Annotated in this window: 24 protein-coding genes; 9 read left to right on the top strand and 15 right to left on the bottom strand. The window is 47.4% G+C overall.

Going from position 1 to position 25,780, the window contains the following annotated elements; translation table 11 throughout:
- Positions 1 to 34: 34 nt before the first annotated feature.
- Together purU and AADH33_RS02625 are read right to left on the bottom strand one after the other, a co-directional pair.
- Positions 35 to 1,000: a formyltetrahydrofolate deformylase gene (gene purU / locus AADH33_RS02630; protein ID WP_348549468.1), complete on the bottom strand. Its 966-nt coding sequence runs from the start codon at positions 998 to 1,000 to the stop codon at positions 35 to 37.
- 211 nt (positions 1,001 to 1,211) lie between these two features.
- Entirely contained in the window at positions 1,212 to 3,263 is a 2,052-nt protein-coding gene (locus AADH33_RS02625; RefSeq protein WP_348549467.1) for a hypothetical protein, read from the bottom strand.
- A 486-nt stretch (positions 3,264 to 3,749) separates the two neighbouring features.
- Between AADH33_RS02625 and rpmB the strand changes: the two genes are divergently transcribed.
- Both rpmB and rpmG read left to right on the top strand, forming a co-directional pair.
- Positions 3,750 to 3,986, top strand: coding sequence for a 50S ribosomal protein L28 (gene rpmB, locus AADH33_RS02620; RefSeq protein ID WP_075100488.1), 237 nt, complete (start codon positions 3,750 to 3,752; stop codon positions 3,984 to 3,986).
- 38 nt (positions 3,987 to 4,024) lie between these two features.
- On the top strand, positions 4,025 to 4,180 hold the full coding sequence (gene rpmG, locus AADH33_RS02615; protein WP_075100487.1) for a 50S ribosomal protein L33: 156 nt from the start codon (positions 4,025 to 4,027) through the stop codon (positions 4,178 to 4,180).
- Between the two features lie 170 nt (positions 4,181 to 4,350).
- On the opposite strand, the gene AADH33_RS02610 is transcribed toward rpmG, so the two are convergent.
- The 13 genes from AADH33_RS02610 to ispH form a co-directional block, all read right to left on the bottom strand.
- Positions 4,351 to 4,662, bottom strand: coding sequence for a hypothetical protein (locus tag AADH33_RS02610; RefSeq protein WP_192996055.1), 312 nt, complete (start codon positions 4,660 to 4,662; stop codon positions 4,351 to 4,353).
- 200 nt (positions 4,663 to 4,862) lie between these two features.
- A complete protein-coding gene (locus AADH33_RS02605; protein ID WP_075100485.1) occupies positions 4,863 to 5,174 on the bottom strand; it encodes a hypothetical protein in 312 nt (103 codons plus the stop codon).
- A 171-nt stretch (positions 5,175 to 5,345) separates the two neighbouring features.
- Entirely contained in the window at positions 5,346 to 5,705 is a 360-nt protein-coding gene (locus tag AADH33_RS02600) for a hypothetical protein (RefSeq protein WP_241900745.1), read from the bottom strand.
- 66 nt (positions 5,706 to 5,771) lie between these two features.
- A complete protein-coding gene (gene rpe, locus AADH33_RS02595) occupies positions 5,772 to 6,464 on the bottom strand; it encodes a ribulose-phosphate 3-epimerase (protein WP_348549466.1) in 693 nt (230 codons plus the stop codon).
- Positions 6,465 to 6,518: 54 nt separating this feature from the next.
- Positions 6,519 to 6,740 (bottom strand): TIGR03643 family protein, encoded by a 222-nt coding sequence (locus AADH33_RS02590; protein WP_349257763.1) that lies wholly within the window; start codon positions 6,738 to 6,740, stop codon positions 6,519 to 6,521.
- 60 nt (positions 6,741 to 6,800) lie between these two features.
- Positions 6,801 to 6,950 carry a hypothetical protein gene (locus AADH33_RS02585; protein ID WP_348549465.1) on the bottom strand — a complete coding sequence of 50 codons (150 nt, stop codon included), beginning with the start codon at positions 6,948 to 6,950 and terminating at the stop codon, positions 6,801 to 6,803.
- 88 nt (positions 6,951 to 7,038) lie between these two features.
- Complete coding sequence (fghA, locus tag AADH33_RS02580) at positions 7,039 to 7,929, bottom strand: S-formylglutathione hydrolase (RefSeq protein ID WP_348549464.1); 891 nt, start codon at positions 7,927 to 7,929, stop codon at positions 7,039 to 7,041.
- A gap of 94 nt (positions 7,930 to 8,023) precedes the next feature.
- Entirely contained in the window at positions 8,024 to 9,493 is a 1,470-nt protein-coding gene (locus AADH33_RS02575) for a C13 family peptidase (protein ID WP_348549463.1), read from the bottom strand.
- Positions 9,494 to 9,826: 333 nt separating this feature from the next.
- Positions 9,827 to 11,806: a molecular chaperone HtpG gene (gene htpG / locus AADH33_RS02570; protein WP_348549462.1), complete on the bottom strand. Its 1,980-nt coding sequence runs from the start codon at positions 11,804 to 11,806 to the stop codon at positions 9,827 to 9,829.
- Positions 11,807 to 12,108: 302 nt separating this feature from the next.
- Positions 12,109 to 13,635, bottom strand: a complete 1,527-nt coding sequence (locus AADH33_RS02565; RefSeq protein WP_348549461.1) for a catalase — start codon at positions 13,633 to 13,635, stop codon at positions 12,109 to 12,111.
- A gap of 366 nt (positions 13,636 to 14,001) precedes the next feature.
- On the bottom strand, positions 14,002 to 14,817 hold the full coding sequence (locus AADH33_RS02560) for a thioesterase family protein (protein ID WP_348549460.1): 816 nt from the start codon (positions 14,815 to 14,817) through the stop codon (positions 14,002 to 14,004).
- Between the two features lie 168 nt (positions 14,818 to 14,985).
- Positions 14,986 to 15,237 carry a hypothetical protein gene (locus tag AADH33_RS02555; RefSeq protein ID WP_075100476.1) on the bottom strand — a complete coding sequence of 84 codons (252 nt, stop codon included), beginning with the start codon at positions 15,235 to 15,237 and terminating at the stop codon, positions 14,986 to 14,988.
- Position 15,238: 1 nt separating this feature from the next.
- The gene (ispH, locus tag AADH33_RS02550; protein ID WP_075100475.1) at positions 15,239 to 16,195 is read right to left on the bottom strand and encodes a 4-hydroxy-3-methylbut-2-enyl diphosphate reductase; all 957 of its coding nucleotides are present in this window, start codon (positions 16,193 to 16,195) and stop codon (positions 15,239 to 15,241) included.
- 317 nt (positions 16,196 to 16,512) lie between these two features.
- On the opposite strand from ispH, the gene gmk reads away from it, so the two are divergent.
- From gmk to AADH33_RS02515, 7 genes are all read left to right on the top strand, one after another.
- Positions 16,513 to 17,136: a guanylate kinase gene (gmk, locus tag AADH33_RS02545; RefSeq protein WP_100749974.1), complete on the top strand. Its 624-nt coding sequence runs from the start codon at positions 16,513 to 16,515 to the stop codon at positions 17,134 to 17,136.
- A 191-nt stretch (positions 17,137 to 17,327) separates the two neighbouring features.
- Positions 17,328 to 17,588 carry a DNA-directed RNA polymerase subunit omega gene (gene rpoZ, locus AADH33_RS02540; RefSeq protein ID WP_068403827.1) on the top strand — a complete coding sequence of 87 codons (261 nt, stop codon included), beginning with the start codon at positions 17,328 to 17,330 and terminating at the stop codon, positions 17,586 to 17,588.
- Between the two features lie 408 nt (positions 17,589 to 17,996).
- On the top strand, positions 17,997 to 20,195 hold the full coding sequence (locus AADH33_RS02535) for a RelA/SpoT family protein (RefSeq protein WP_348549459.1): 2,199 nt from the start codon (positions 17,997 to 17,999) through the stop codon (positions 20,193 to 20,195).
- A gap of 253 nt (positions 20,196 to 20,448) precedes the next feature.
- On the top strand, positions 20,449 to 20,829 hold the full coding sequence (locus AADH33_RS02530; RefSeq protein ID WP_075100471.1) for a RidA family protein: 381 nt from the start codon (positions 20,449 to 20,451) through the stop codon (positions 20,827 to 20,829).
- A 218-nt stretch (positions 20,830 to 21,047) separates the two neighbouring features.
- Positions 21,048 to 23,330 carry a primosomal protein N' gene (locus AADH33_RS02525; protein WP_348549458.1) on the top strand — a complete coding sequence of 761 codons (2,283 nt, stop codon included), beginning with the start codon at positions 21,048 to 21,050 and terminating at the stop codon, positions 23,328 to 23,330.
- A gap of 307 nt (positions 23,331 to 23,637) precedes the next feature.
- A complete protein-coding gene (locus AADH33_RS02520; protein WP_348549457.1) occupies positions 23,638 to 24,807 on the top strand; it encodes a cation diffusion facilitator family transporter in 1,170 nt (389 codons plus the stop codon).
- Between the two features lie 264 nt (positions 24,808 to 25,071).
- On the top strand, positions 25,072 to 25,776 hold the full coding sequence (locus tag AADH33_RS02515) for a hypothetical protein (RefSeq protein WP_348549456.1): 705 nt from the start codon (positions 25,072 to 25,074) through the stop codon (positions 25,774 to 25,776).
- Positions 25,777 to 25,780: the final 4 nt, after the last annotated feature.

Below are 25,780 nucleotides of genomic sequence, written 5' to 3'. Positions count from 1 at the left end.
TTACAGTGATTTCAGCACTATTTAATTAAGTACCTTAATTAAACACCACAGTTTTATTACCCGCCACAATCACGCGGTTTTGTACATGCCAGTTGACTGCACGTGCCAAGACATTGCGCTCGATATCACGGCCAATAGCGCGCAGCTCCGCCACACCCTGACGATGGGTGACGCGGTGTACATCTTGCTCAATGATAGGCCCTTGATCGAGCTCGGCGGTGACATAGTGCGCTGTTGCGCCGATAAGTTTGACACCTTTGTCATAAGCCTGACGATACGGGTCAGCACCGACAAACGCTGGCAAAAATGAGTGATGGATATTAATCACCTGCATCGGCCAGCGTTTGACAAAATCGGACGACAATATCTGCATATAACGCGCCAATACCAATAAGTCATTGCCTGCCATCAGCGTATGAATCTGCTCTTCAGCATCTGCTTTGTTGTCCTTCGTCACCGGTACATGATGAAAAGTGATGCCAAAGTTTTCTACCGCTTGGCGCAGGTCTGGATGATTGCTGACCACACAAGTAATATCGCAATCGAGCAAGCCGCGCTGATGACGCCATAATAAGTCCAATAACGCATGATCGAACTTTGACACCAAGATACCGACCTTGGTCTTGATGGCATTGTTGTGTAGCCGCCACGTCATGTTGTGGCGCTTAGCAACCGTATGCGCAAAACTGGCCTCAAAGTTATCCATAATTTCGCCCAAGCCTGCCAAAGCAAACTCTAAACGCATAAAGTACTGCCCGCCCTCATGCGCGGTGGAATACTGATCCAAGGTAATGATGTTTGCGCCATAGCGATGGATAAACTCAGATACCGCTTGGACGATGCCCGCTTGGTCGCGGCACTTAATGAGCAGTGTGGCGGTATCGATAGCCGCTGTCGTTTGCGAAGATTTTGCTGACGTACTTGGCAATGACACAGCTGGCGAGGACACAGCTGCATTGTCGCTTGAGGTGGTGTTATTTGGTGTTGTTTTACTTAGCATAATACGCCCAATTCAAAAAACAAAGCTATCAGCTTTACATGGTCATGCTGATAGCAAAAATCTAATAAAAGTATAGGAAACCGACTATTCTAATCGTTTTTGCAAAACTTTGCTGATTGAGTTGCTTGTATTTGGTTATTAAGATTATAAATGCAAAAACCCACTTAAAGAATATAGCCTATAAATGGGTTTCTATACGCAGTGTTATTTACTACTTAAACTCAAGCTCTTTAGTAGTAACTGTTCCTTCTGGCGCAACAACAACCAATCTCACCTTATCACCTTTGACACATTGTTGTGTGCGAATCACATAAGTTTTATCGCTGTCATTCTGTGTTTTGTTTGTAGGCTTTGGTGTTAGAGGGGCATATAAATCAACTTCATCAGGTACAGTAAGTTCATTATCAACCTGACCTCTACTTGCAATTTCAACCTTGCAACTCTTATTATTCTTTGTGTCGTCTAAAGCATTTACACTAATAGTCGTACCTGATGGCATAGAAATATTTTTGTTTTGCTTATTTGTACCAAACATTTGGAATTGATACTGTGATGTACCATTACTACTAGATGCTAGTACTGCACCTTCCATTGTTTTACTAAATGTTGGCGTAGTATCAGCAAAACCAATAATAGTTTGTTGATAAATATACTCATCACTTCCATCTAAACCAAACTCACCATTGTCACGCTTACCATTTTCGTTTTCATCTAAGAATACATACTTGCCACTAGTCCCATTGCCTACTTCTGAGTAAGCTAAAACCGTTACTCGGCGGTCATTAGGTAACACACCTTTTGTCGATAAAGTTACATTGCAAGTTTTATTACCTCTTTCTATTTTGCATGTATTATTAGATAACGTACCACCTTCAGCTACAAAGCGTATAGTAGTAGTATCATTGGCTGACTCAGATAGTGTTGCAATAAGCTTAGTCGAGCCATCTAACTCTGTTATCTTCCCTTTATCATCAGTTGATGTAGCTGCTAATACATTTTTTGTCGGAGTTATTTTTAAGCTACTTGTTGGTTCATCATCACTGACTACTGATATTTTACCAAACTCTGCAGTAACATCTGGACGACTAATTAAAGTAGCTCGAACCTTAATATTTTTATCTTTAGTTTCTTTATCATCATCAGGCTTTATTTGGGTACCAGCATATAATGTTACTCTAATTACACCAGCACTGTCTGTTTTATAAGTCTGTGGCAGTTGATTAGACGCATTACCTATGCCAAAGTCGTTAGGTGCGTTTAATAGCTCAACCTTGACATTTTCATAGGCAAAGGCTTGGTCACCCTTACTGACTACAAACTCAAGCGTACGCTGTGATGGTCGAGAGCTTTTTCCAATAGCACCTAGCACTACTGGATTTTTACACTCTTCGCTTCCTGAACCATCAGCTGATGAATCTGGGAACTGAGGCGTATCTCCTGAAATACATTTAATACTTAATGCGCCAAGATTAGTGCTCTGGTTAACTGTAATTGGTAAGCGAATACTGGTATTATTTTCTTTTATGGTTGCAACGACGGTTTGTGGCCCTTCACATGTTTCAGCATTATAAGTGGTTCTAAAGCCCAAGATATTAGTCGTCGTATCGCTCACTGATCCACATGACGCTTCAAACCCAATCTCTATTCCACGTTGTGACTCTAGGTTAGCTGAATCTTTTACCAGTCCTGTAATATCTGTACTACCACCATAAGGCAAGGTGTTTTCGTCTACTTTTACTTTATCAAATATCAGATTGGCTTCTTGTAGCGAGTAAAAATACGATGCACCTTGGCGCTCTGTGTCATTATAGTTAGCTGTTGCCGTCAGTACATAACTACCAGTATCCGTAGCAGATATAGCTGACAGTTTCATTGTGGCAATACCATTAGCATTGGTCAGTACTGTGCCATTGGTGTTAGCGAACTTAACAGAGGACATTGGCGCATCGGTATTAAAGGTAACCAATGCACTACTAATAGGTTGGTTTTCTGCATCTGTAATCTTCACGCTAGCTGTTGCACCTGTCGACGTTATAATACGCGTCGGACTACCGCTGGAGTCTGTCAACGTGATTGGCGAGACATTTACTGCTCGAATCGCATTGTCTGTGTTGCCACTGCCATCTGGCTGAACTCCTGAATCAGGCGTTGGTGCAACCACATCTGTACCATCACCGCCGCCACAGCCAGCCAATGTGAGTGCTAAAGTTAGCGCTGTCAGTTGAAACAACTTAGAAGAAAGTGGACGTGAACTATATGACATATTTGGAACTCCGCATCGGCAGTAATTTATTCGCGCAAATAAGCAAAATATCATTACACAGAATCATGACAGACTGATAATGATACATAGAATTACAGTAAGGTTGGTTGTATTAACAGATTGTATTAAATATATAACAGCAACTTTACTGACTTTTGTTATAACTTACAACTAAAAAATGAATCTTTACTATTAAATAATCAACAACATAGACGGCCCATTTCAGGGTATAATAGCTACCCTTTAGACCGACGATAATCATAAAAATATTTGAGTATTCATCTGTTTTATGGTATAAATGTCGGCTTTAAAATTTTCTGAATTGGTGGGTCTGTTATTTGCCTTTAGTAACAGTCATATCAGCTCAACCTTCATATAGTTTTGTTTGGTGCAAAGCTGCCGCTTGCTGTGTCCATGCCGCAAAAACGCGCAACTTGCCCAGACTGGTATGAGAATCCCTCATGCCTCATAGATTAGGAGTTCGCCATGTCTCGAGTTTGCCAAGTGACTGGAAAGCGCCCTATGGTGGGTAATAATGTTTCGCACGCAAACAACAAAACCCGTCGTCGCTTTCTACCAAACCTTCACAACCATCGTTTTTGGGTAGAGTCAGAAAACCGTTTTGTACGTCTACGTGTGTCTACCAAAGGTATGCGCATCATCGACAAAGTTGGTATTGATAAAGTGTTAGCAGATTTGCGCGCACAAGGTCAAAAAGTTTAAGCCACGCGCTTATCACCACCATCTAAAGGAAAGCTATCATGAGAGATAAAATCAAATTAGTATCGACTGCTGGTACTGGCTATTATTACACCACGACCAAAAACAAGCGCACGATGCCTGGCAAAATGGAGATCAAAAAATATGATCCTAAAGTCCGCCAGCACGTGATCTTTAAAGAAGCAAAAATCAAATAATACGGCAATGCTGATTATTTGAATACAAAAAAGGGCTTATCGATTGATAAGCCCTTTTTTTGTCTGTTTTATCTGCTACTTTTTCTACTGTCGCTCGCATGGCGCTTTGGCCATAGATTCTCAGCTGACTATCTATAATCTATAGTGCATCGGCGCTAGTTATACACCAGCTAGCTATAGTGTGCCGGCTCTTTGTCATAGACATGGGCGTGCCACTGGCTCATTTGTTTTTGCATGATCACCTGAATGGCAGCATGAATCATATGCTGACCTATCGCCTGCGTATCACTGCCGAGGATGTCTTTGAGCTTTTCAGAAAAATCAATGGTCATGAGCGGTGCTTCATTTTGCTCAGCATCACGTAATAGCAGTCGCCCATCATCGGCCTCTACCAGCTCAAGCGTGGTTTCTCTTCCAAATCCTGCGAATTGATCGCTATTCTCGTTATCTACTTCTATCTCATTATCGATGTCGTATGGCATTCATGTGTTCCTTATTGTCCCGTGATGAAGTACTGGCAAAATACGTCGCGTCTGGCCACGTGATTACGCTAAGTAATACGGGTAAAACTGTCTTATGCATACAATGGACGCTTTGGCCCTGAAATTCAAGGGCTGTCACGTAAGTCTTCTATTCTAGAGTCCGCTTTTGTGTCAAGTATTTGCGCCAGCACATGCGCCGATCAGCGCCAGTAGCGCAGTTTTGCTAAGGTAAATAAGAAAGCGACAAACATACCCAGATAATACATGAGCTTAAGCTCAAGCGATGGGTCACGGTATTTAAATGGCAAGGCAACAGTCGCTGTCGCCGTAGGAAATATCAGCAGCATCAGTAGCCAGTTTTCGATGACATTGAGCCAGCCTTGCAAGTCGGTGCCATGACGTAAGGATGACAGCCCAAGCAGCAGACAAGCCACTATCAGGATGATAAACAAACTGTTGGGTAAGTCTTTGGGAAAAATAAGATCGAAGATTTTATCAGAAGGTTTTGACATGCAAGCGTCCAGTCACGCCCAAACAGCGTGACGTATTTATGAATAAAAAGTAAGCAGTCACAAAAGGGTGAGTTCGCTCATACACACTAACCTGTCCTCATAACAGGGTATTTGATATGCACGATACGCAAAACCCCTTAGTTTATGCAGTATAGCGAGGCACATAACAACTTAACTATAAGTCCCCATCAGCCACAGCATGGCCACGCATGCGGTCAGCCAGCCAAGCGTTAAGGCATTACGAGTTTCGATATGCATGCCTTTGACTTTGTTGAGCAGACGCGAACCCAGCCAAAAAAACAGTGGAATACCCAGCACAAAGGCTGGGACGATGACCGCTGCATGGCGCAGCACCGTCTCTACATCCTCACCGAGCATCAGCCGAAAGCCATAACCGGCTAAGCTGAGTACAAGCGCAAATACAGCAAGACCAATGGTAATACCTTTAGGCACTAAGCTGCGCTGTCGCGGCGCGTGGCTATTTACAGAATCAGGCGGCACTGATGCGTGTGGCGGTTTGTTTGTGTTCATATGTCACCTTTTTACCTTTGTAGGGCGCTCACGCTCACAGCAGCCGTGAGCCGTGCCCCATCTCAGCTATGCGCTTGCGTTGGCCAATGCCAGCTCTGTACGCATGGCGTCGATTGCAGCTTTATAATCTGGCTGATTAAATATCGCCGAGCCTGCGACAAACATATCAGCGCCCGCTTCAGCGATCGCACGGATATTGCTGGCCTTGACGCCGCCATCCACTTCAAGCCTGATATCACGGCCACTGGTGATGATGCGCTGACGCACCTCCCGCACCTTGCCCAGCGTACTGTCGATAAACGACTGACCGCCAAACCCTGGGTTGACACTCATTAGCAGGATTTGATCGACCTTATCCATCACGTAGTCCAAGTAGTGTAAAGGCGTTGCTGGGTTTAACACCAAACCGCACTCAGCGCCGCCATCTTTGATCAGCTGCAAAGAGCGGTCTATATGCGCGCTGGCTTCTGGATGAAAGGTAATGATGCTAGCCCCTGCGTCCAAAAACTGCTCAATCATACCATCGACAGGCGACACCATTAGATGCACATCGATAGGGGCATCGACGCCATAATCACGTAGCGCTTTACAGATCATGCTACCAAACGTTAAGTTGGGTACATAGTGATTGTCCATGACATCAAAATGAATGACATCAGCACCAGCCTCTAATACCCTTTCGACCTCTTCACCAAGTCTGGCAAAGTCAGCCGATAAGATAGAAGGCGCAATAAGATAAGGCTTAGAAGGACTGCTCATAAATAAACTACCTGATTGATGATTGTATAAAAATAACAAGGCTAAAAACAAAAGCTAACGCGGCTTATATTGCGTTTTGCAATAAGCGCGTCCTACGCTAAAGGAGCGTTTGGCGTCATGTTTGGTAGCACGGTAGCTGACACGCCGACGCCATAGGCGAAAAGACGACGGTTTTAGCGTGTGACGCATCAGCTTAATAACTGCTTTCTCATTTAGACCATAACCATGCTCTATCGCTGAAAATGGTGTCCTATCCTCCCACGCCATCTCTATCACGCGTGATATCTGCGCCTCATCTAGCACACTCAGACTACTACCTGTATGCTGAGGATAGGGCTACGGCTCAGTTGACGCCCGCTTACCATGTTGCTTGTTTTGTAAGGCGGCAATCATATCAGCGCGCATGATGGTAAGCGAGGATGAAGCACAAGCGGCCTGCGATATAGCAGGCTTGGAAGTCATAATATCTTGATAGCTTGCCATCATATTTTAACCTTAATAAACATAAGCAATCTACCGTACAGTACCTATATGAAAGCCTACGCACAAAAAACAGCTCAGAACAAACAAGCCACTAGCCAAACTGCGCCATACGCCAATGGTGCTCGACATGATCATTAATAAAAGTTTGGATAAAGTAATAGCTATGGTCATGCCCTGCTTGATAACGTAATGTTAAGGGCTGTTTGGCTTTTTCACAAGCGTCAAGCAACTTATTGGTCTGTAATTGGCCGTCTGCCAAAAAATTGTCCGCCGCGCCTTGATCGACCAAAATACTTGCATACTGCTGACCGACTTTTTCTATCGTTTTTGCCGCATCTGCTTGCGCCCACTGCGCTTTATCATCACCAAAGTACTCTGTAAAAGCAGCCTCGCCCCATGCCGACTCGCTGGCGGCGCATACTGGCGACAGCGCTGATACGCTGATAAACTTACTCGGGAATTTAAACCCCAATAGCAGTGCCCCATGACCACCCATTGAGTGTCCTGTCACACCGATGCTATCGATAGGAAACTCTGAGCGCAGTAAGTCATATAGCTCATTTACGATATAACTTTGCATATTAAAATGCTCGGACCACGGTGCCTGCGCAGCATCGACATAGTAGCTGGCGCCCTGCCCGACAAAATAACGCTCATCATTTGGCACATCCACCGACTCACTACTTCTCGGCGAGGTGTCTGGCGCGATAAATATCATCCCAAGCTCGCTGCATTTTTGTTGAAAATGCGCTTTGTGCGTGACGTTATCGGCATTACACGTCAAACCTGATAAATATAAAACAGCTGGACAGCGGCGACCTGCGAGCGCCTCATCTGGCAAGTAGATACTAAATGTCATCGCAGTCTTTGTCGCTGTCGACTGATGGCTATAATAGTGCTGCTCGCCATCAAAACAGCGATTGACACTAAGCTGCGTGAGCTGTGAGCTGGCAGAGAAGCTATGATGATAGGAGTTACTCATAAGTCAGATCCTTTTTATCTAAGATAAAATACTGGTCAAATATATGACGCTTAACGAGAGAATACATGGGCCGTGCTGTCTTATATTGGTAAGATCAACGCATCCCATCAATAGCGGCGACCGCTGGACGGGCAGCGTTTTTAGGTGCGGCATCGATACCAGCACCCTCTATAATGCGTGCCACTGGCGGCCGCGTTTTATCAAACAGCACTTGCTCAAAGGCTGGCAGCGCCGTCTCCATTAGACTACCGATGGCCATTTGCGGCTCAGAGGGCTCAAAGCCCATCAGGTTTTCGCGCTTACTAACCCGCCGCCTTGCGTCTTTAAAGGCCGCCGCAAAGCTGGTATTGCTACGTAAGCTCTCGGCAAAAAACGCCTGGCCAAAGTAAGTCATCTCAGCGGTGTTGGTACAACCAAACGACATCTTATCAGCGGCTGAGGCGGTAATCACCACCGTGGTCGGCGACGCCAGCTCGTCGATAAACGAGCCAGAATAACAGGCAGACACCACAATCACTCGCCAGCGAATACCAGACGCATCCAGTGCCTCACGCAGCCATACCGCGTCGAGGTTTTCCATAGCGAGCGGCGGGTTGGCCAATTGCATCAGGTCTTCGGTGCCGTGTGATGAGAGCGTCATAAACAGCACATCCTCATCGGTATTCATCTGCTGACCAATTTTTTTTAGCCCGCGCAAGATACTGGTCTTGGTCGCCACCGGCTCATCTAGCCAGCTATAAGTATTATTAATCAAAGCAAGCGAGCGACCACTGGTGCCAAACCGTACATCAAACAGCTCACGGACTTTATTGATCTCCGAGCGAAATACATTTTGCTCAGAAAACCCCGCCACACCCATAAAATACCAGTCGGTTTTTCCCGTGATACCCGGATCGATACTGTTTAGAGCGTTTTGGAGCAAACGCGGCTGCTTATAGAGCGCCGCCTCCTCTAGCACAGGCTCGATAGGAATTTGTTTAAATATGGGCTGATCAGCGACGTTACGCTGCCAGATAGTCAAAAGCGCCACCGCACCGAGCAGCACAAGGATACGCTCCCACCACGGAATACGCAGACGCCGCGAAAATATCCAAAGCAGTGCCAGTGTCTGCCACAAAAAAAGCAGCAAAAATAAAATAGGTAAAAACGAATAGCTCCAATCAGGTAGCCAGCCATGACTGCCCAAAAACTGTACCAAGCTTTGTAGCAGCGCCGATAAGGTATCCGCGACCAGCCATAGTACCACGGGCACAAACACCAAAGTTTGATTGCTCGCTCGCCGTGCCAAGATGATACCACCGAGCAAGATAATCATCGGCCAAATAAGATAGCTGACCAGTCCTTGCTCATTAAACACGCTGCCATTTTCGGCTGCCAGCCACGAAAACAGCACATTACTGCCCAGCGCCAATAGCGCAAAAACAGCAAACTGTATAAACGTAGGTTTGACCCAAGAAAACGCCCGCGTTGAGCCTACTAGCATCCATAAGGTTGCAATGATATTGGCCGCGAAATTGAGCGAAAAACGCTGAAGCGATACGGTTTTTAACGACGCAAGTGACAAAGACTTAGACCTCTAGCCAGTCGAGAGAAATAACGCAAATCAAGGATAGCACGCTTTACTGTCAGCGTTTTTTAATAGACCACTTTATAGACTTTATCTAATGTTTGTACGGTGTACCGACAGCAGTTTTATCCCTAATTGACGATAAAATAGGGTTAAAAATAAAAAACCCAGCCAAATAGCTTAGCGCGCTAATCTATCGCGATTGTAACGGATTGTCGCCTAAGAGGATAAGGCTGATTTGTAAAATTCGGCTATATTTACATAAAAACATATAAAAAAAGAGGCCTTGAGTACAAGACCTCCTTTATTAGTCATTGATATCAGCCGTGCTTACTTCATCAATAGCTCGTTGACGCGTTTTAGATACGCGGCTGGGTCGTCAAGTTGACCACCGTCGGCCAATAGTGCTTGATCAAAAATCACTTGCGCCAGCTCATCAAACTGCTCGCTGGTTTCTAGTTTTTTGATCAATGGATGCTCTGGGTTGACTTCAAGCGTGGGCTTGCTCTCTGGCACCTCTTGACCCATTTGCTTGAGCATCTGAATCATCTGCGGGGAGAGCTCACCTTCGCCGACCACCAAACACGCTGGGCTGTCGACCAGACGCGTTGAGACTTTGACGTCTTTGGCACGTGCGCCTAGGGTCGTTTTTAGTTTGTCAACGACTGGCTTCATGGCCTCTTGCGCCTTTTCCGCTTCCGCTTTTTCTTCTTCGTCTTGCAAATCGCCCAAATCTACCGCACCTTTGGCAATGTTTTGTAGCGGCGTGTCATCAAACTGGGTCAAGAAGTTCATCGCCCACTCATCGACGCGGCTGGTCATCAAGATCACTTCGATGCCTTTTTTCTTAAACAGCTCAAGCTGCGGGCTGTTTTTGGCAGCGGCGAGGTTGTCAGCCGTGAGATAGTAGATGGCTTTTTGCCCATCTTTCATACGCGCTTTATAGTCCTCAAAGCTGGTCTCGATCTTATCATTGGTGCTGGTGGCATAGCGCAGCAACTTGGCAATACGCGCTTGGTTGCCCATGTCCTCGCCTAGGCCTTCTTTGATGACATCGCCAAACTCGCTATAGAACTGCGCAAATTTTTCTTGCTTGTCGCTGTCCTCGCTGTTGGCAAGACTCGCCAGCAAAGTCAGTACGCGGCGCGCGTTACCATCACGGATAGATTTTACATCACGTGACTCTTGCAACAGCTCACGGCTGACGTTCAGTGGTAAGTCAGCAGAGTCGATCACCCCTTTGACAAAGCGCAGATACATCGGTAGTAGCTGCTCTGCTTCATCCATGATAAAGACGCGTTTGACATACAGCTTTAGCCCGTGCTGCTGCTCGCGTGTGTACAGATCCATTGGCGCTTTTTTAGGAATATATAACAGCTGGGTGTACTGCACGCGGCCTTCGACACGGTTGTGTGTCCATGTGAGCGGATCGTCCATGTCATAAGTGATGTTTTTATAAAAATCGACATATTCATCATCTTCGATTTCAGATGCTGAGCGTGTCCACAGCGCACTGGCTTTGTTGATGGTTTCCCATTCATCGGTCAAGACCATCTGACCACCGGCTGGTGCGTCGCTACTATCATTTTCGTTCGCACCTTTCTCTTTGACATCTTCTTGCCAAACTTCTTTACGCATCTGAATCGGCAAGCTGATGTGATCTGAGTATTTGTTGACCAGACGCTTGATCTTCCCGCGGTCTAGGTAGTTGTCTTCACCTTCACTGTATTCTTCTTTTAAGTGCAGCGTGATACGGGTGCCGCGAGTGTCTTTTGTGATGGTCTCAACCGTAAAGCTTCCCGTGCCATCAGATACCCAGCGAACGCCTTGATCGGCAGGCTCACCGGCTTTGCGCGACTCAACGGTGATGGTGTCGGCCACGATAAACCCTGAATAAAAGCCCACCCCAAACTGACCAATCAGCTGACCGTCTTGTTTTTGCGACTCAGACAGCTTATCTAAGAAAGCTTTGGTGCCTGATTTGGCGATGGTACCTAGGTTTTCGATGGCATCGGCTTCATTCATACCGATACCATTATCGATAAAGCTGATGGTTTTGGCCTCGGTGTCGACATCGATGCGAATTTTAAGCTCGCCGTCGTCTTCATAAAGGCTGTCATCGTTGGTGGCTTCAAAGCGCAATTTATCACAAGCGTCCGAGGCGTTAGAGACCAGCTCACGAACGAAAATATCGGCATTAGAATATAGCGAATGGGTCACCAAGTGCAGTAGCTGGGCGACTTCTGCTTCAAAACTGTGTTTTTTTACATCAGCGGAACTTTGATTGTCCACTTGGGTCTGCTCACTCATAAAAACTCCTATTATTCATACCAAAGATGCTGTCATCAGCAGCGGTGAATCACAAATTTTCCAATACCAACAGTATGGCATCTCTGGCCATAAAGGCTGGGCGATAAATACTGTTAGGCTGGTTAATCAGATAGGGGCACAGGCAAAAATTTCAAGCCAAAATACCGCAAAAACCAAGATTGACCATAAAAATCGTTCACAAAAAACCGCCTAAGTTGACTTAAGCGGTTTTTATCATTTTTTAGCATTGAGTGGCGTTGCCTCGCTTGCCTCCTTTAGGAGCGCCAAGCATGCGCCGCGGCTTATAGACAGCTTGGCAAATGACGCGCTGGATCAGAGTCACGGGCAGCCATCGCATCTTCGACGCTCAAGCCCAAAGCCTTGGCCACGCCCTCGCCATATGCAGGGTCACACCAATGGCAGTTACGAATATGACGATACTGGATAAAGTCTGGCACGCCTGCCATGTTTCTGGCGGTATTATCAAACAAGACCTGCTGCTGCTCAGCACTCATCAAATGAAACAACGCGCGCGGCTGGCTAAAGTAGTCACTGTCGTCTTCGCGAAAATCATAGTGCGCCGCATCGCCATCAATCTTTAAGGGTGGCTCGGCATAATCAGGCTGCTCCTGCCACTGGCTAAAGCTGTTTGGCTCATAGTGTGGGCGGCTGCCATAGTTGTCATCGACTCGGCCTTGACCATCACGGTGGTTGCTCATCACAGGGCAACGCGGTTTGTTGACAGGGATCTGCTGATGGTTGACACCGACACGGTAACGCTGGGCATCGGCGTAGTTTACCAAGCGATTTTGGAGCATTCTGTCTGGTGAGACGCTGATACCTGGGACTAGGTTGCTAGGCGCAAACGCAGCTTGCTCGACATCGACAAAATAGTTGTCAGAGTTTTTGTTGAGTTCAAACTCACCCACTTCGATAAGCGGATAATCCCCTTTTGGCCATACTTTGGTCAAGTCAAACGGATGATAAGGGACGGTATCTGCCTCAGCTTCTGGCATGATTTGCACGTACATTTTCCACTTCGGAAAATCGCCTTTTTCGATAGCATCATACAAGTCTTTTTGATTGCTTTCGCGGTCCATACCGACGACTTCACGAGCTTCGTCATCGGTTAAGTTTTTGATGCCTTGCTGCGTACGGAAATGAAACTTCACCCAATAGCGCTCGCCCGCTTCGTTCCAAAAGCTATAGGTGTGCGAGCCAAAGCCATGCATGTGTCTGTACGAGGCTGGGATGCCGCGATCACTCATGACGATGGTGACTTGGTGAAAGGCTTCTGGTAATAAAGTCCAAAAATCCCAGTTGTTGGTCGCTGAGCGCATGTTGGTACGTGGATCGCGTTTGACCGCTTTGTTTAAATCTGGGAATTTGCGTGGATCGCGCAAAAAGAACACAGGCGTGTTGTTACCGACCATGTCCCAGTTACCCTCTTCGGTATAAAACTTCAAGGCAAAGCCGCGAATGTCACGCTCAGCATCAGCAGCGCCGCGCTCGCCTGCCACAGTACTAAAGCGCGCAAACATCTCGGTTTTTTTGCCCACTTCGCTAAAAATAGCCGCGCGGGTATATTTAGTGATGTCGTTGGTCACGGTAAAAGTACCAAACGCGCCTGAGCCTTTGGCGTGCATACGGCGCTCTGGAATCACTTCGCGGACAAAATTGCCGAGCTTTTCATTGAGCCAGATATCTTGAGCCAATAATGGGCCGCGCTTGCCTGCGGTCATGCTGTTTTGGTTGTCAGCGACTGGTGCGCCATTACCCATGGTCAATTGGGTTGGGGCGTAAGGGCATTTTTTATCACTCATGGTCATACTCCTGTAAAAACAAATGAAAGTGCCAAACTTATTCTGAATACGCTTCTAGCAGTATATCTAGAATGCTCGTCAGTTTGTTTGAAAAGCGGTGATCTTTGTTCAGTTTAATTTTGTTCATAGTAACCTGCCTGTGCAGTTATCTTACCTAGCCTTTTCTTGATTACTATTACAACCGATTCGGGTTGTTTTGTATAATTAATTAATCACATGCTTTCATTTTATTTTACAGAACTATAAGAGGCTTTGCGATAACTGCCATGGTTCTGGCTCTGCTTTGCCTTCGTTAACATGGTCAGCATAGTTGGCATGGTCGCGAATGCGGCGTATATGCTCGCTCACCTACGCTCACTCACCTTTTTTATGCTAGCGCGGCATCGGGCGGATGGTCAGTATTTGTTCGCTACGACCAAAGGGCCCATGCACATCGTGGAGCACAGCACTGGTCAGCCCGATACCATCAGCGCCATACTGCTGTACTGCTTCGATACCGAGCCAGCGACCTTTAGGGACGCGGTGCATATGGATTTGCAGGTCTGTATTGGGAAACATCCACTCTAGTTTTGACAGCCCTAAACCCAGTCTTGGTACCACGCCATTGGCAGTATCGACCATGCCCAGCAGATGCACCATATCATCAGTGGGTACGCCCTCTACCATCTCGACATCGTTGGTTATCCAAACCATGCCGCGACCTTCACGGCGATCTGGAGCGGCCACCAAGCGCACACTTTCGATAAAGCCGCCCGGCCAACCTTTCATATCCTCCCAAGCAGGCAGCATTTCTGGCTTATGCTGTGCTGGTTGATCCTCAATGCCAGCGATGGCGCTGGTGTCTTGCGTCAGCAGTCGCCATGCCCTAGCAATAATGGCATCACGACCACGGCTGCTCATTACCGCCTCGACAAGCTCGATGGTCTTGCCTGGGCGAATACAGCGCGTAGTAATGGTAAACTCATCAAGCGGTATCAGCCCCAAAATATCTAAGCTAATACGAGCGATGCGCATATTTTTTTGCGGCGCATACCCTTGTAGCTCAGCGCTCAGCACCCCAGTGGCTGGCGCCATATGTTGCTCGTGCTCGTTCCATGCGCCCTGGGCATGCTGGGTCGGCTGATAATGCGCGACACTGACACCCTCTGCCAATGGTTCGCGTTTGACCAGTTTGTAGTACGCTGACATAATTTTCCTTAATATTTTCGATTCTCTTTTTTATTTAAAGCACACTATTTATGACCGCAAACTGTCTGGCTGATCCTGCCTGACTTATCGTCGACGTGTACCTTATATGAGCTTGGTTGGATATGAGCTTGATTGGAATAACGTGTTGCCGGATTCGATAAGCATACGTTATTTGCTCAATCGTTGTTTTTGCATGGTCAGCAGTGTACGACTCTTGACCATGATAAATAGAAAAAACGCCATCACCGCAATCAGTACGCCATATAAGACGCTATAACCCTTTATAAACTGAGCGGTATTGAGTAGCAGCATCAGCACCAAGACGATGGTGACAAAGGTATTGATTTTTAGCTGCTTGTTGATCTCATCTAGCGTGGCTTCTGCTAAGACAAACTTTGTTTTTGGCTGCTGTTGACTCATATCACTTGCCTACTTGAGTGACCGGAATGCGCAGCGCTTTTGGCAGGCTAAACGTTACGTTTTCTTCGATACCCGATAGCTCGCTTGGCAAATCGCCACCCCAGTCTTGTAGCTGCTTTAGCACTTCTTGGATCAGGACTTCCGGCGCTGAGGCACCAGCCGTCACCCCGATACTCTGCACACCCTCCAACCAGCTTTTGTCCATCTCGCTGGCATTGTCTATCAGATACGCTCGGCAATCCATACGTTCGGCCAGCTCGCGCAGACGGTTGGAGTTTGATGAGTTTGGTGAGCCAACGACCAACACCACTTCACAGCGGCCCGCCAAGTCTTTGACCGCATCTTGGCGGTTTTGGGTGGCGTAGCAGATATCGTCTTTGCGCGGGCCTTGAATACTTGGAAACTTATCGCGCAGCGCATCGATGACGCGCGCGGTGTCATCCATCGATAGTGTGGTTTGGGTGACAAACGCTAGGCGCTCAGCGTCTTGGACACTGAGTGCAGCCACATCACTTTCGTTTTCGACCAGATGAATCTGACCGCCATGCCCACGGTTAAATCGCCCCATGGTGCCTTCGACTTCTGGATGGCCGGCATGGCCGATCAGCACAGCATCCATGCCCTCTTGTGCAAACTTTGCCACTTCGATATGCACTTTGGTGACGAGCGGACAAGTGGCGTCAAATACCGTCAAATCGCGGCGCTCAGCCTCATCCTCGACCGCCTTTGATACCCCGTGTGCTGAAAAAATAACGATGGAGCCATCTGGTACTTCATCCAATTCTTCAACAAATACCGCGCCGCGATTGGCCAAGTCTGAGACCACAAATTTATTATGTACCACCTCGTGGCGGACATAAATGGGCGGCTCAAAACGTGTCAATGCTTCGTTGACAATCGCAATAGCGCGATCGACACCAGCACAAAATCCCCGCGGATTGGCAAGATAAATTTGCATAAAAAGGCCTATCATTAGATAATTTGTATTTAAGACTATATAAAACGTCTCACAACAGCTTTGATTGAAGGTTTGGGATAAAACCCATGCGTTACTGTAGCATAATTTGCTTTTATTGCCTTTGAAATTCCCGCGCCGGTCACAGTTAGTACGTAGTAGTCATGTGACTACCGCCTACTGATGGGCAGGGGCTTTATTATGCGTAACGGCTGTTTATTACGGTACCAATCAACCCTGCTATCGCCATAAATGATGGCGATTTTTCTTTTTACCAGCTTTTTATATTTATTAGGGCACTCGCTACTAGGACACACTGTATGACAGGTTCATTATTTATCATCACCGCCGCTTCAGGTACTGGCAAGACCTCACTGGTAAAACAGCTATTGGCTACCACCAATGACTTGACTGTCAGTGTGTCACATACCACGCGCGCGCCGCGTCCAGGCGAGGTCGATGGTCAGCATTATCATTTTACCAATGTCGACAAATTCGTCGCCGCCATCCATGACAATCAGTTTTTGGAGCATGCTGAGGTGTTTGGCAACTACTATGGCACCTCAGAGCAAAGCGTACGGGCGCAGTTAGACGCAGGCGTCGATGTCATCTTAGAGATTGACTGGCAAGGGGCGCTACAAGTCAAAAAAATCTTTACGGACGCGGTGATGATTTTTATTTTACCGCCCAGTATCGACACCCTGCGTCAGCGTCTATCGACACGCGCGCAAGACTCGATGGAGGTCATCGAGCAGCGTTTGGCCGGTGCAGTGGCGGAAATGGCGCAGTACGTCCATTTTGATTATGTGATTATAAATGACAACTTTGAGGTGGCATTGACTGAGCTAAAGGCCATTATCGTCGCTGACAGGCAGACCCTAAGCCGCCAGCAGCAGCGCTACCATCGCACCATCGCCAATCTGCTCGGCACTCAGGCAGACTAAAACGTCAGACAAATTAACGCGTTAAAAGGGCGGCGTGCCAGATTTTGTGATGTAGAGATAAAAAAGCAACGACGCGGCGGGGCAAAAAATGCTATAATATCTAGCTATCCCCCTTTATATATTTTTGATATTATTTTTATTGAGTGGCGGCCATCCTCGCCACTTAATAAAAACAACCGAGGTAGCTATTTATGGCACGAGTGACGATTGAAGATTGTTTAGATAACGTAGATAATCGCTTTGAGCTGATTTTAGTCGCAAGCAAGCGCGCCCGTCAATTGGCCAAAGGTATCGCTGAGCCAATGGTTGATGTCGATAATGACAAACCAACGGTTTTGGCATTACGTGAGATTGCTGCTGGCAAAATCACCCGCGATATTTTAAATCAGCCAGAGCATAACTTTGCAACCAGCTCATTAGACTTAGCCCTGTCAGGTGATCATAGCTTTTAATCTTTAATCGTGGTTTGATAGACCAACCAGATTAAGGCGGGCTATATATGCCCCAAAAGCCGTCATATCATCATGACAAAAGAGACCACAGCATAGGCTGTGGTTTTTTGGTTGTATCAGTTGTAATCACCACTGAGACTCCAAAATATACCACTGAGTAGGATTTTTTAGATTTTTTGCCGCGCGATTTGCTTAGCTGTTGACATTGAATGCGATTTACGATTAATTAGAAGGTGCACGGCTCCCGCTCTCGCGTTTTCTATAAAGAGCTCATATTTTGTCAGCCGCCGTTTATCTTGATCGATGATTGATTGTTATCGCAGTTGCCTAGCCATAAAAAGCGGTCATAAAAAGCAGCCATAAAAACTGGTCATAAAATCCAGTCATCAAACATAGGATCGTCACTTTATGATTCAAACCTTGCCCAAACTCAGTCATCACCTAGTCGATGATGCTCAATATAACTTATTGCGCTCAGTAGGCTACCTCACTGCCGCCGAGCGCCGTGATGTTATCGATGCCTGTGAGTTTGGTGACATTGCCCATATCAAGGATAAGCGCAAGTCAGGGGAGCCTTATATCACCCACCCTATTGCGGTCGCTGAGATATTGGCAGGTTTTCGCTTGGATCGAGATACCATCATTGCGGCGATTTTGCATGATACGGTGGAGGATACTGAGGTCAGTGATGAGCAAATCGCTGAGCGCTATGGTAAAACGGTGGCCAGATTGGTCGATGGCGTCACCAAGCTCAAATCCTCGGCACACAATAAGCAAGAAAACAAAGCCGCCACTTTTCATAAGATTTTGACCGCGACCCTCGCAGATCCACGAGTATTGATCATCAAGCTGGCAGATCGCCTGCACAATATGTCGACATTGGATGCGGTACGCCCAGAAAAACAGCGCACCACCGCACAAGAAACGCTGGATTTTTATGTGCCCTTTGCGCGGCTGATGGGTCTCAATGACATCGCCGATTATATCGAGGTACTGTGCTATCGCAATCTTGACTCTGAGATGTACAACAAGCTCTCAGATAAGCTGTTGCAACACGGCTTGGGGCGCAATTTTCAACGAGAAGCCATTCATCGCTATCTGAGTATCGTGTTAAATAACTTAGATCTAAACGGTCTGGTCAAGGTCTTGGACAACCGCGTGGTGATTTACCGACAGTTTTTTCGCAACCGCGGCGAAATCAGTGCGCTATTGCGTCATTATGCGTTTGAGATCGTACTCGACAATATCGAAGCTTGCGATAAGCTCGCCTATTATCTGATCAAAAAATACCAAATCGACGACACCCATATTGCTGATAATATTCGCCGCCCGCTGCCAGGTGGCAATCAGTCGCTGACGCTCATCTACGAGCGCGACAATGACGTGGTCAAAGTCACGATTTTGACCAAGCAAATGCAAAGCGCGGCAAGGCTTGGAGTCATCGGTGCTGAGCACGCCTCTGATGTCAGTCAATCAGTCATTCAAGCGTCCTTGCGTAACATGAAGGACTTGGTCGAAGAAGACAGCTTAAATGATGGCAGTCCTGACTTTTCGGCGGCCGTCTCTACTATTAACGAGCTGATGGACTATCTACACTCTAGCAAAATCATTTGTTATAGCCCCAAAGGCCGAGCCTACGAGCTGCCGCAAGGCGCCACCGCCCTAGACTTTGCTTATGCTGTCGGCCCGATGGTCGGCAACGTCGCTGTCGGTGCCAATATCGATGGCAAAAAAGCCAAACTGGGCACGGTGGTCAAAAATGGCCAACTGGTTGAAATCGAGGTCGACAACCACTCAGAGCCAAAAGCAGAGTGGCTTGGGTTTGTAGCCACCAACAAGGCCCGCGAAGAGATATTGCGCTGGTTTAAAGACTTGTCCGCTGCTGACAAACAGCATCATGGAAAGCAAGCCTTAGATCGCGCGCTTAAGACTTATCAAAAAAGCCTTGACGATCTGACAGACAACGACTGGAAAAACCTAACTGAATGGCGCGGTTTGACAGAAAAAAACACCTTATTTGAGCAAATCAGCTCTGGCACATTGCTGCCGCAGCTGGTCGTTACCCGCTTATTTAGTGACGAAGTCAACGACCTACACGCGCAAGAGCATAGCGCTGATATGACCCAGCCGCAGCAGCTGATCGTCAACGCCTCAGGGGTTGAGATCAACTTTGCCAACTGCTGTCATCCGATCTACGGCGACCCTATCGTTGGCCATTTATCACGCCACGGTCTGGTCGTCCATCGTCATAAATGTTTTTCACTTGATGACATTCGTAAAGACAATCCTTATCAGGTCATTCAACTGCGCTGGCGCAGCGATAAAGCTGTTAACCAAAGCGAGGCGGGCGAGACGGGGATCAAAAATAACGGTAAGGTTCGTTTCCCCGCTTATCTTAAACTCTCTATTGCCTTGAGCGATGAGCAAATCAGTGAAGTGATTTATCACTTGCGCCAGCTCAATATGGGCGTCGAAAAAATCGATGTTCGCAGCAGCGATACCATCCTCCATATCGTGGTACGTAGCCGCAACCACTTAGCGCAGGGTATCCGCGAGCTGCGCTCATTACTCGGCTTCCCCAATATTATCCGTCTATATCAGCTATAGCGTGTCGCTTTGTCGTCGAATCCAAATAAATCAGACATATGGCTATCAAGTCGTGTTTATATTGGATTGACGATCGCACAAGCAGCTTTTGACGACGCGGCAAATTATAAAACACGGCGCGATGCTCAGAGGTTTTTAGACAGCAGTAAATAATGCTAAACTGGGCAGCTTGCAGCAAGACAGTACAGGCTGCCACTGTATGCTCAAAACCCAACTGATAAACCCATCTAACAACAGATAACAAGGATATCCTATGACTCGTCAAACCATCCAAACAGACAAAGCACCTGCCGCCGTTGGCACTTACTCACAAGCCGTCAAAGTTGGCAACACTGTCTATGTCTCAGGTCAGCTGGGTTTTGACCCAGACACCATGGAGCTAAAAGAAGGCTTTGAAGCACAAGCCAAGCAAGTATTTGCCAATCTAAAAGCCGTCTGTGAAGCCGCTGGCGGTAGCTTAAGTGACGTAGTGAAGTTCAACGTTTCTTTGACCGATCTAAGCGACTTTGCCGTGCTCAACGATGTGTTTGCCGCCAACCTAAGCGAGCCATACCCAGCGCGCGCGGCGGTACAAGTCGCCGCGTTGCCAAAGGGCGGCGTGGTTGAGATCGAAGCCATCATGTATATTGAGTAAGCCTACCACTCATATCTGTGTTGTAACGATAAGCTTAGCACCCTGCTAGGCTTATTGGTTTTTAGCAGTGAATAGCTGAATAGAGTCTGTTAAATATTCAAATATTTTTGGTTAATGCGGCGTTATTTCGACTTTAATGTCCTAATACTGCCTATGCCGACCATGTAAATCATCGTCTGTGGCAATGACATCTCTCTAATAAGACGGCGACGCCTTTTATGTTGGTACAAGTTGCTCTACCTGTGCCCCTTTACCGGGTATTTGACTATCGCCTGCCAGCAGCTACGCAGGCTACCCCAACCGCTGAGCCTAGCACGCGTCCAGCAATCGGTAGCCGTGTCGAAGTTCCTTTCGGTCAGCAGACACTTATCGGTATCGTGGTTGCTCATATCGCTGCTGCCGATAGCAGCGTACCACTAAATAAGCTCAAATCTATCTATCGATGCTTGGATGACGAGCCTATCCTAAACGCTACGATGCTAAAGCTTGCTTACTGGCTGGCACGCTACTATCACTATCCACTGGGCGATGTGTTTGGCGTGATCCTGCCGACGCTGGTGCGTCAAGGCAAGCCGCTTGATCTTTTGATCACGCACTGGCGCATACTGCCGAACATCACTGATGACGACTTTCATCCCAATGCCAAAAAACAAAAACAGCAGTTTGATATGCTCAAATTGCACGGCGAGCGCGGTGCCAGCGAGGACGTCTTATTATTAGAAGGCATGCAGCGGCCTTTTTTAAAGACACTGGAAGAAAAAGGACTCATTGAGCGCTATATCGAGCCAAAACAAGCGCCGACGCCTGTCAAACTGGCCAAACTGCCGCTTGATCTCAATGACGAGCAGCAACAGGCGGTCAGCACCATCATCGCCGCTCATAAAGCTGGCCGTTACACTGGGTTTTTATTAAACGGCATTACTGGTAGCGGTAAGACCGAAGTGTATTTACAAGTCATGCAAGCGGTACTTGAAGCGGGCAAACAGGTTTTGATTTTGGTGCCAGAGATTGGCTTGACACCGCAGACGCGCGCCCGTTTTGCCAGCCGTTTTGCCGCAGATATCGTACTGCTACACTCTGGCATGAACAACACGCATCGTCTTCAGGGCTGGCAAGACTGCCGTACAGGACACGCTCAAATCATCATTGGCACGCGCTCAGCAGTGCTTTATCCTTTTGCCGATTTAGGGTTGATTGTCGTTGACGAGGCACATGATGGCTCGTATAAGCAGCAAGACACCCTACGCTACCACGCCGCAGATGTCGCGCTTTATCGCGGCGTGCAATACAACATCCCCGTCATACTCGGCACCGCCACCCCTTCGCTTGAGCATCTAAAACTGGTCGATGATGGCAAACTGGTAGAATGTCAGCTATCGACACGGCCAGGCAATGCCAAGCCTGCGCCCATGCAGCTTATCGATGCGCGTCTGCAAAGTACGCACCAGCAGACAACGGATGACGGCGCCCGCTACGATACTGGACTGACAGACGCCATGATTGGGGCAATACGGCAAACTCTAGAAGCTGGCGATCAGGTGCTGGTGTTTTTAAATCGGCGCGGCTACGCACCTGTTTTATTGTGCGAAGCTTGCGGCTGGCAAGCAGATTGTCCACGCTGTGATGCGCATTTAACAGTACACTATAGCCGCCAAAACAGCAGTAACGCCTATCTCAAATGCCACCACTGCGACTGGCAAGCTTATATTCCAGCGGTGTGCCCTGACTGCGGCAGTCAAAACTTGGATGCCAAAGGTATAGGCACGACAAGGCTTAGCGAAAATTTGCACGCGATTTTTACCAATCCGCAAACCAGCAAAGTCCTATACCCTATCATTCAAATCGATCGTGATACCACAAGGCGCAAAGACAGCTGGGAAAATATTTATCAGCGTATCAATCAAGGTGATCCTGCCATATTAGTTGGCACGCAGATGGTCGCCAAAGGCCATCACTTTCCAAACGTTACCTTGGTGTGCTTACCCAACGCCGATCGCGGCTTTTTGTCCGCGGATTTTCGCTCACCTGAGCATACCGCGCAGCTGATGATTCAGGTCGCCGGTCGGGCAGGACGCGGAGACAAAGCAGGACGTGTGTTAATCCAAACGCTACAGCCTGACAATGCGCTACTGCTAAAACTGGTAAAAGACGGCTACCTGTCATTTGCGCGAGAGCTACTACAAGAGCGCAAAATGATGGGACTGCCGCCTTATACCCATGCCGCGTTGATTCGCTGCGAAGGCAAAGCCCTAGCCGTCACCATGCAAGCGCTCAAAGATGCCATCGCTATCTTGCCCAGTAACCACAATTTGGCCGTGCTCGGCCCCATCGATGCGCCCATGAGCAAAAAAAACAGCCGCTACCATGCCCAGCTACTCCTCATCGCCAAAGAGCGCGGGCAACTTCACCAAGTACTAAGCCACTGGTGGCAACCCGTACTGGCGCTACCCAGCGCTAAATATCTAAAACTCACTTTAGATATCGACCCTGTTGGCTGGTAGGCTGACACCTCAAACTTATCACCGTTTCCTCTTATTGTTCTTAGGCTCCTAAACGTATAGTCAATTCAAAATAACATGGTGATAAATTGAAGAGTGCTACTGGAATGAATGTTGCGCAGCCTCTGTGATAACAGCACGCAAGGAAAATTCATACCAGTAGCACCATGTCACTTTTACAGTAAATCGACTATAGCTTACTGGCTGTATTTTTACCTCGTCGTTACAGCTTCTAATACTCGACTATGTTAGATTTATCATTAATCCTTGAAGTTATTTACCATAAGTCTTAATAAATTTGAGTAACGTTATGAGTCAAGAAGATCCCAGTCATAAGCAAAATAAGCATTTACCTCCAAGTGAGCCTATTGATGTCTATAAAAACAGCGATAGTAACTATACTGCTGGCAATCAAGACGCTCATGATCATGACACTCACCTAGAGCAAAACACCGCCCCAAGAGATACCAAAGGCTATCAGCGTACGTTACTGATTAGCTTTGTGATCATCACAGGCTATATGTTTATCGAGGCGATTGGTGGCTTACTGACAGGCAGCTTGGCGTTACTCTCTGATGCAGGACACATGCTCAGCGACGCCATCGCCCTTGGTGCGACGTTGATGGCATTTAAAATCGGCGAAAAAGCCGCCACCCATCAAAAGACCTTTGGCTATAAACGCTTTGAGATTATCGTGGCCACCGTCAATGGTGCGACGCTAGTAATTATCGCCTTGATGATTTTTTATGAAGCGATCAAACGTTTTAACTCACCGCCAGAGATTGCCACCCAAGGTATGTTAATCGTCGCCACCATCGGTATGCTGGTTAATATCTTGGTCGCTTGGCTGATGCATCGTGGTAGTAGCGGCAGCGATGGGCACACCCACAGCCATGGAGCAAATGAAGACCATATAAAAGCCAAAAGTGCTGACCCAAAAGAGCCTGTCAACCTCAATATGCAAAGCGCTTACTTGCATGTATTAAGTGATTTGATGGGCTCAGTGGCCGCTATTGTCGCTGCATTACTGATGATGGGGTTTGGCTGGGTTTGGGCCGATGCCGCAGCGTCGGTGATCGTCGCCATACTTATCTTAGTGAGTGGTTACCGCGTTGTACGTGATTCGGTACATATCTTGATGGAGGGCACGCCAGAAGGCATATCGCTGGTGGATGTCGAAGACAAACTGCTTGCCCATCCACAAGTAAAACAAGTCCACGACCTGCATGTCTGGAGCATCACCAGCGGGCTAAATGCGCTATCTTGCCATGTGGTGGTCGATGGGGATATGAGAATCTCGGATGCCAGCGTATTGATTGCCAATCTTGAGCAAGGTTTGCTTGCGCTTGGTATTCATCACGCCACCATTCAGGTTGAAAGCTTGTCACACCCGCAGACCAGCGCCCATAGCGATGCATTGGTCTGCGACATATCAAAGCAGCAAAGCTCTGTGAATAGCCATATCGGGCATAGTCATTAGGGCGTGCCCTCCATTTAATCGACAGTCACCTAAATGGGTTAAAAATTGCCCATTCTGCTTATTACTTACCCATTACCGCCAACCTACCACCGCCAACCCATCTCAACAATTTCTAGCAAAACTTTACTTATCCTATTTAAAAAAATCCTTTTACTGGTGTTTATATGGTTATAATAATTATAAACTGCCATTTTACTGATTGATTTGCCATGGCAGATAAACTGACTTGTTATTTTTTAACCGATTCCTTGACGATGTGATCTTATGTCTAGACGTTCCGCGCCCTTTGTCGCCCCAGACTATATTGACAACCCAACGTCAAAAGAGGGCAAAAAACACGCCAAAGTTTTGCTATCGACGCTGCAAGACGATATTGCTCAGTTTCGTGACGAGCAGTTTCCACCTGATATCTTGCGTCAGATCCGCGACATGCCTATTTATGAAGGTAACTTAGCAGAGGTGCAGGCCTACCAGCAGCGTTGGCAGCCCCTACTTGAGCGCGCGATGGCTTTTTATCCTGCAGCCAACCTACCGCCCGATTATCTGCCACTGCCAGCCAGCCTCGAGATACCGCAGTTTATTTATCATGTGCAGCGCCTGCATCTGACCAAAGCCCGAGCCAAAGAATCCAAAAGCTTTGGCTCGGTCGGTGCCCTGATTGATAAATGCGGCGATTATAGTGCCGAGGAGACTGCGCGCATGTCAGCAGTATTTGATAACGATGACGAGGCAAGATTGGTGGCGCATCGTGAGTTTATCGATCTACGTGCTTATGTGTTTTGCCGCGATAGTAAGGGTGAGATGATGGAGCCTGAGCGCGTACGCTTTTATCGTACCGGTCTTATCGTCCATGCGTTGCCTGATTTTAAAGTCGTCGATAGCAGACAGACCCCGCGTAAGCGCCGTAACGATGCTTATAACAACCCCATCGCCGACAATGGCGTTTGGAAAATTTACCGCAAAAAATAACGCA

Source organism: Psychrobacter sp. KFRI-CH2-11 (assembly GCF_038239325.1).
GTDB lineage: Bacteria > Pseudomonadota > Gammaproteobacteria > Pseudomonadales > Moraxellaceae > Psychrobacter > Psychrobacter celer.
The sequence above is the reverse complement of the archived record's forward strand: the minus strand, read 5'-3'. Positions and strand labels throughout refer to the sequence as shown.

Excerpts from the sequence above, each read along its gene's own strand:
- purU (WP_348549468.1), bottom strand. The coding sequence starts at position 1,000 with ATGCTAAGTAAAACAACACCAAATAACACCACCTCAAGCGACAATGCA.
- AADH33_RS02625 (WP_348549467.1), bottom strand. The coding sequence starts at position 3,263 with ATGTCATATAGTTCACGTCCACTTTCTTCTAAGTTGTTTCAACTGACA.
- rpmB (WP_075100488.1), top strand. The coding sequence starts at position 3,750 with ATGTCTCGAGTTTGCCAAGTGACTGGAAAGCGCCCTATGGTGGGTAAT.
- rpmG (WP_075100487.1), top strand. The coding sequence starts at position 4,025 with ATGAGAGATAAAATCAAATTAGTATCGACTGCTGGTACTGGCTATTAT.
- AADH33_RS02610 (WP_192996055.1), bottom strand. The coding sequence starts at position 4,662 with ATGCCATACGACATCGATAATGAGATAGAAGTAGATAACGAGAATAGC.
- AADH33_RS02605 (WP_075100485.1), bottom strand. The coding sequence starts at position 5,174 with ATGTCAAAACCTTCTGATAAAATCTTCGATCTTATTTTTCCCAAAGAC.
- AADH33_RS02600 (WP_241900745.1), bottom strand. The coding sequence starts at position 5,705 with ATGAACACAAACAAACCGCCACACGCATCAGTGCCGCCTGATTCTGTA.
- rpe (WP_348549466.1), bottom strand. The coding sequence starts at position 6,464 with ATGAGCAGTCCTTCTAAGCCTTATCTTATTGCGCCTTCTATCTTATCG.
- AADH33_RS02585 (WP_348549465.1), bottom strand. The coding sequence starts at position 6,950 with ATGATGGCAAGCTATCAAGATATTATGACTTCCAAGCCTGCTATATCG.
- fghA (WP_348549464.1), bottom strand. The coding sequence starts at position 7,929 with ATGAGTAACTCCTATCATCATAGCTTCTCTGCCAGCTCACAGCTCACG.
- htpG (WP_348549462.1), bottom strand. The coding sequence starts at position 11,806 with ATGAGTGAGCAGACCCAAGTGGACAATCAAAGTTCCGCTGATGTAAAA.
- AADH33_RS02565 (WP_348549461.1), bottom strand. The coding sequence starts at position 13,635 with ATGACCATGAGTGATAAAAAATGCCCTTACGCCCCAACCCAATTGACC.
- AADH33_RS02560 (WP_348549460.1), bottom strand. The coding sequence starts at position 14,817 with ATGTCAGCGTACTACAAACTGGTCAAACGCGAACCATTGGCAGAGGGT.
- AADH33_RS02555 (WP_075100476.1), bottom strand. The coding sequence starts at position 15,237 with ATGAGTCAACAGCAGCCAAAAACAAAGTTTGTCTTAGCAGAAGCCACG.
- ispH (WP_075100475.1), bottom strand. The coding sequence starts at position 16,195 with ATGCAAATTTATCTTGCCAATCCGCGGGGATTTTGTGCTGGTGTCGAT.
- gmk (WP_100749974.1), top strand. The coding sequence starts at position 16,513 with ATGACAGGTTCATTATTTATCATCACCGCCGCTTCAGGTACTGGCAAG.
- rpoZ (WP_068403827.1), top strand. The coding sequence starts at position 17,328 with ATGGCACGAGTGACGATTGAAGATTGTTTAGATAACGTAGATAATCGC.
- AADH33_RS02535 (WP_348549459.1), top strand. The coding sequence starts at position 17,997 with ATGATTCAAACCTTGCCCAAACTCAGTCATCACCTAGTCGATGATGCT.
- AADH33_RS02530 (WP_075100471.1), top strand. The coding sequence starts at position 20,449 with ATGACTCGTCAAACCATCCAAACAGACAAAGCACCTGCCGCCGTTGGC.
- AADH33_RS02525 (WP_348549458.1), top strand. The coding sequence starts at position 21,048 with ATGTTGGTACAAGTTGCTCTACCTGTGCCCCTTTACCGGGTATTTGAC.
- AADH33_RS02520 (WP_348549457.1), top strand. The coding sequence starts at position 23,638 with ATGAGTCAAGAAGATCCCAGTCATAAGCAAAATAAGCATTTACCTCCA.
- AADH33_RS02515 (WP_348549456.1), top strand. The coding sequence starts at position 25,072 with ATGTCTAGACGTTCCGCGCCCTTTGTCGCCCCAGACTATATTGACAAC.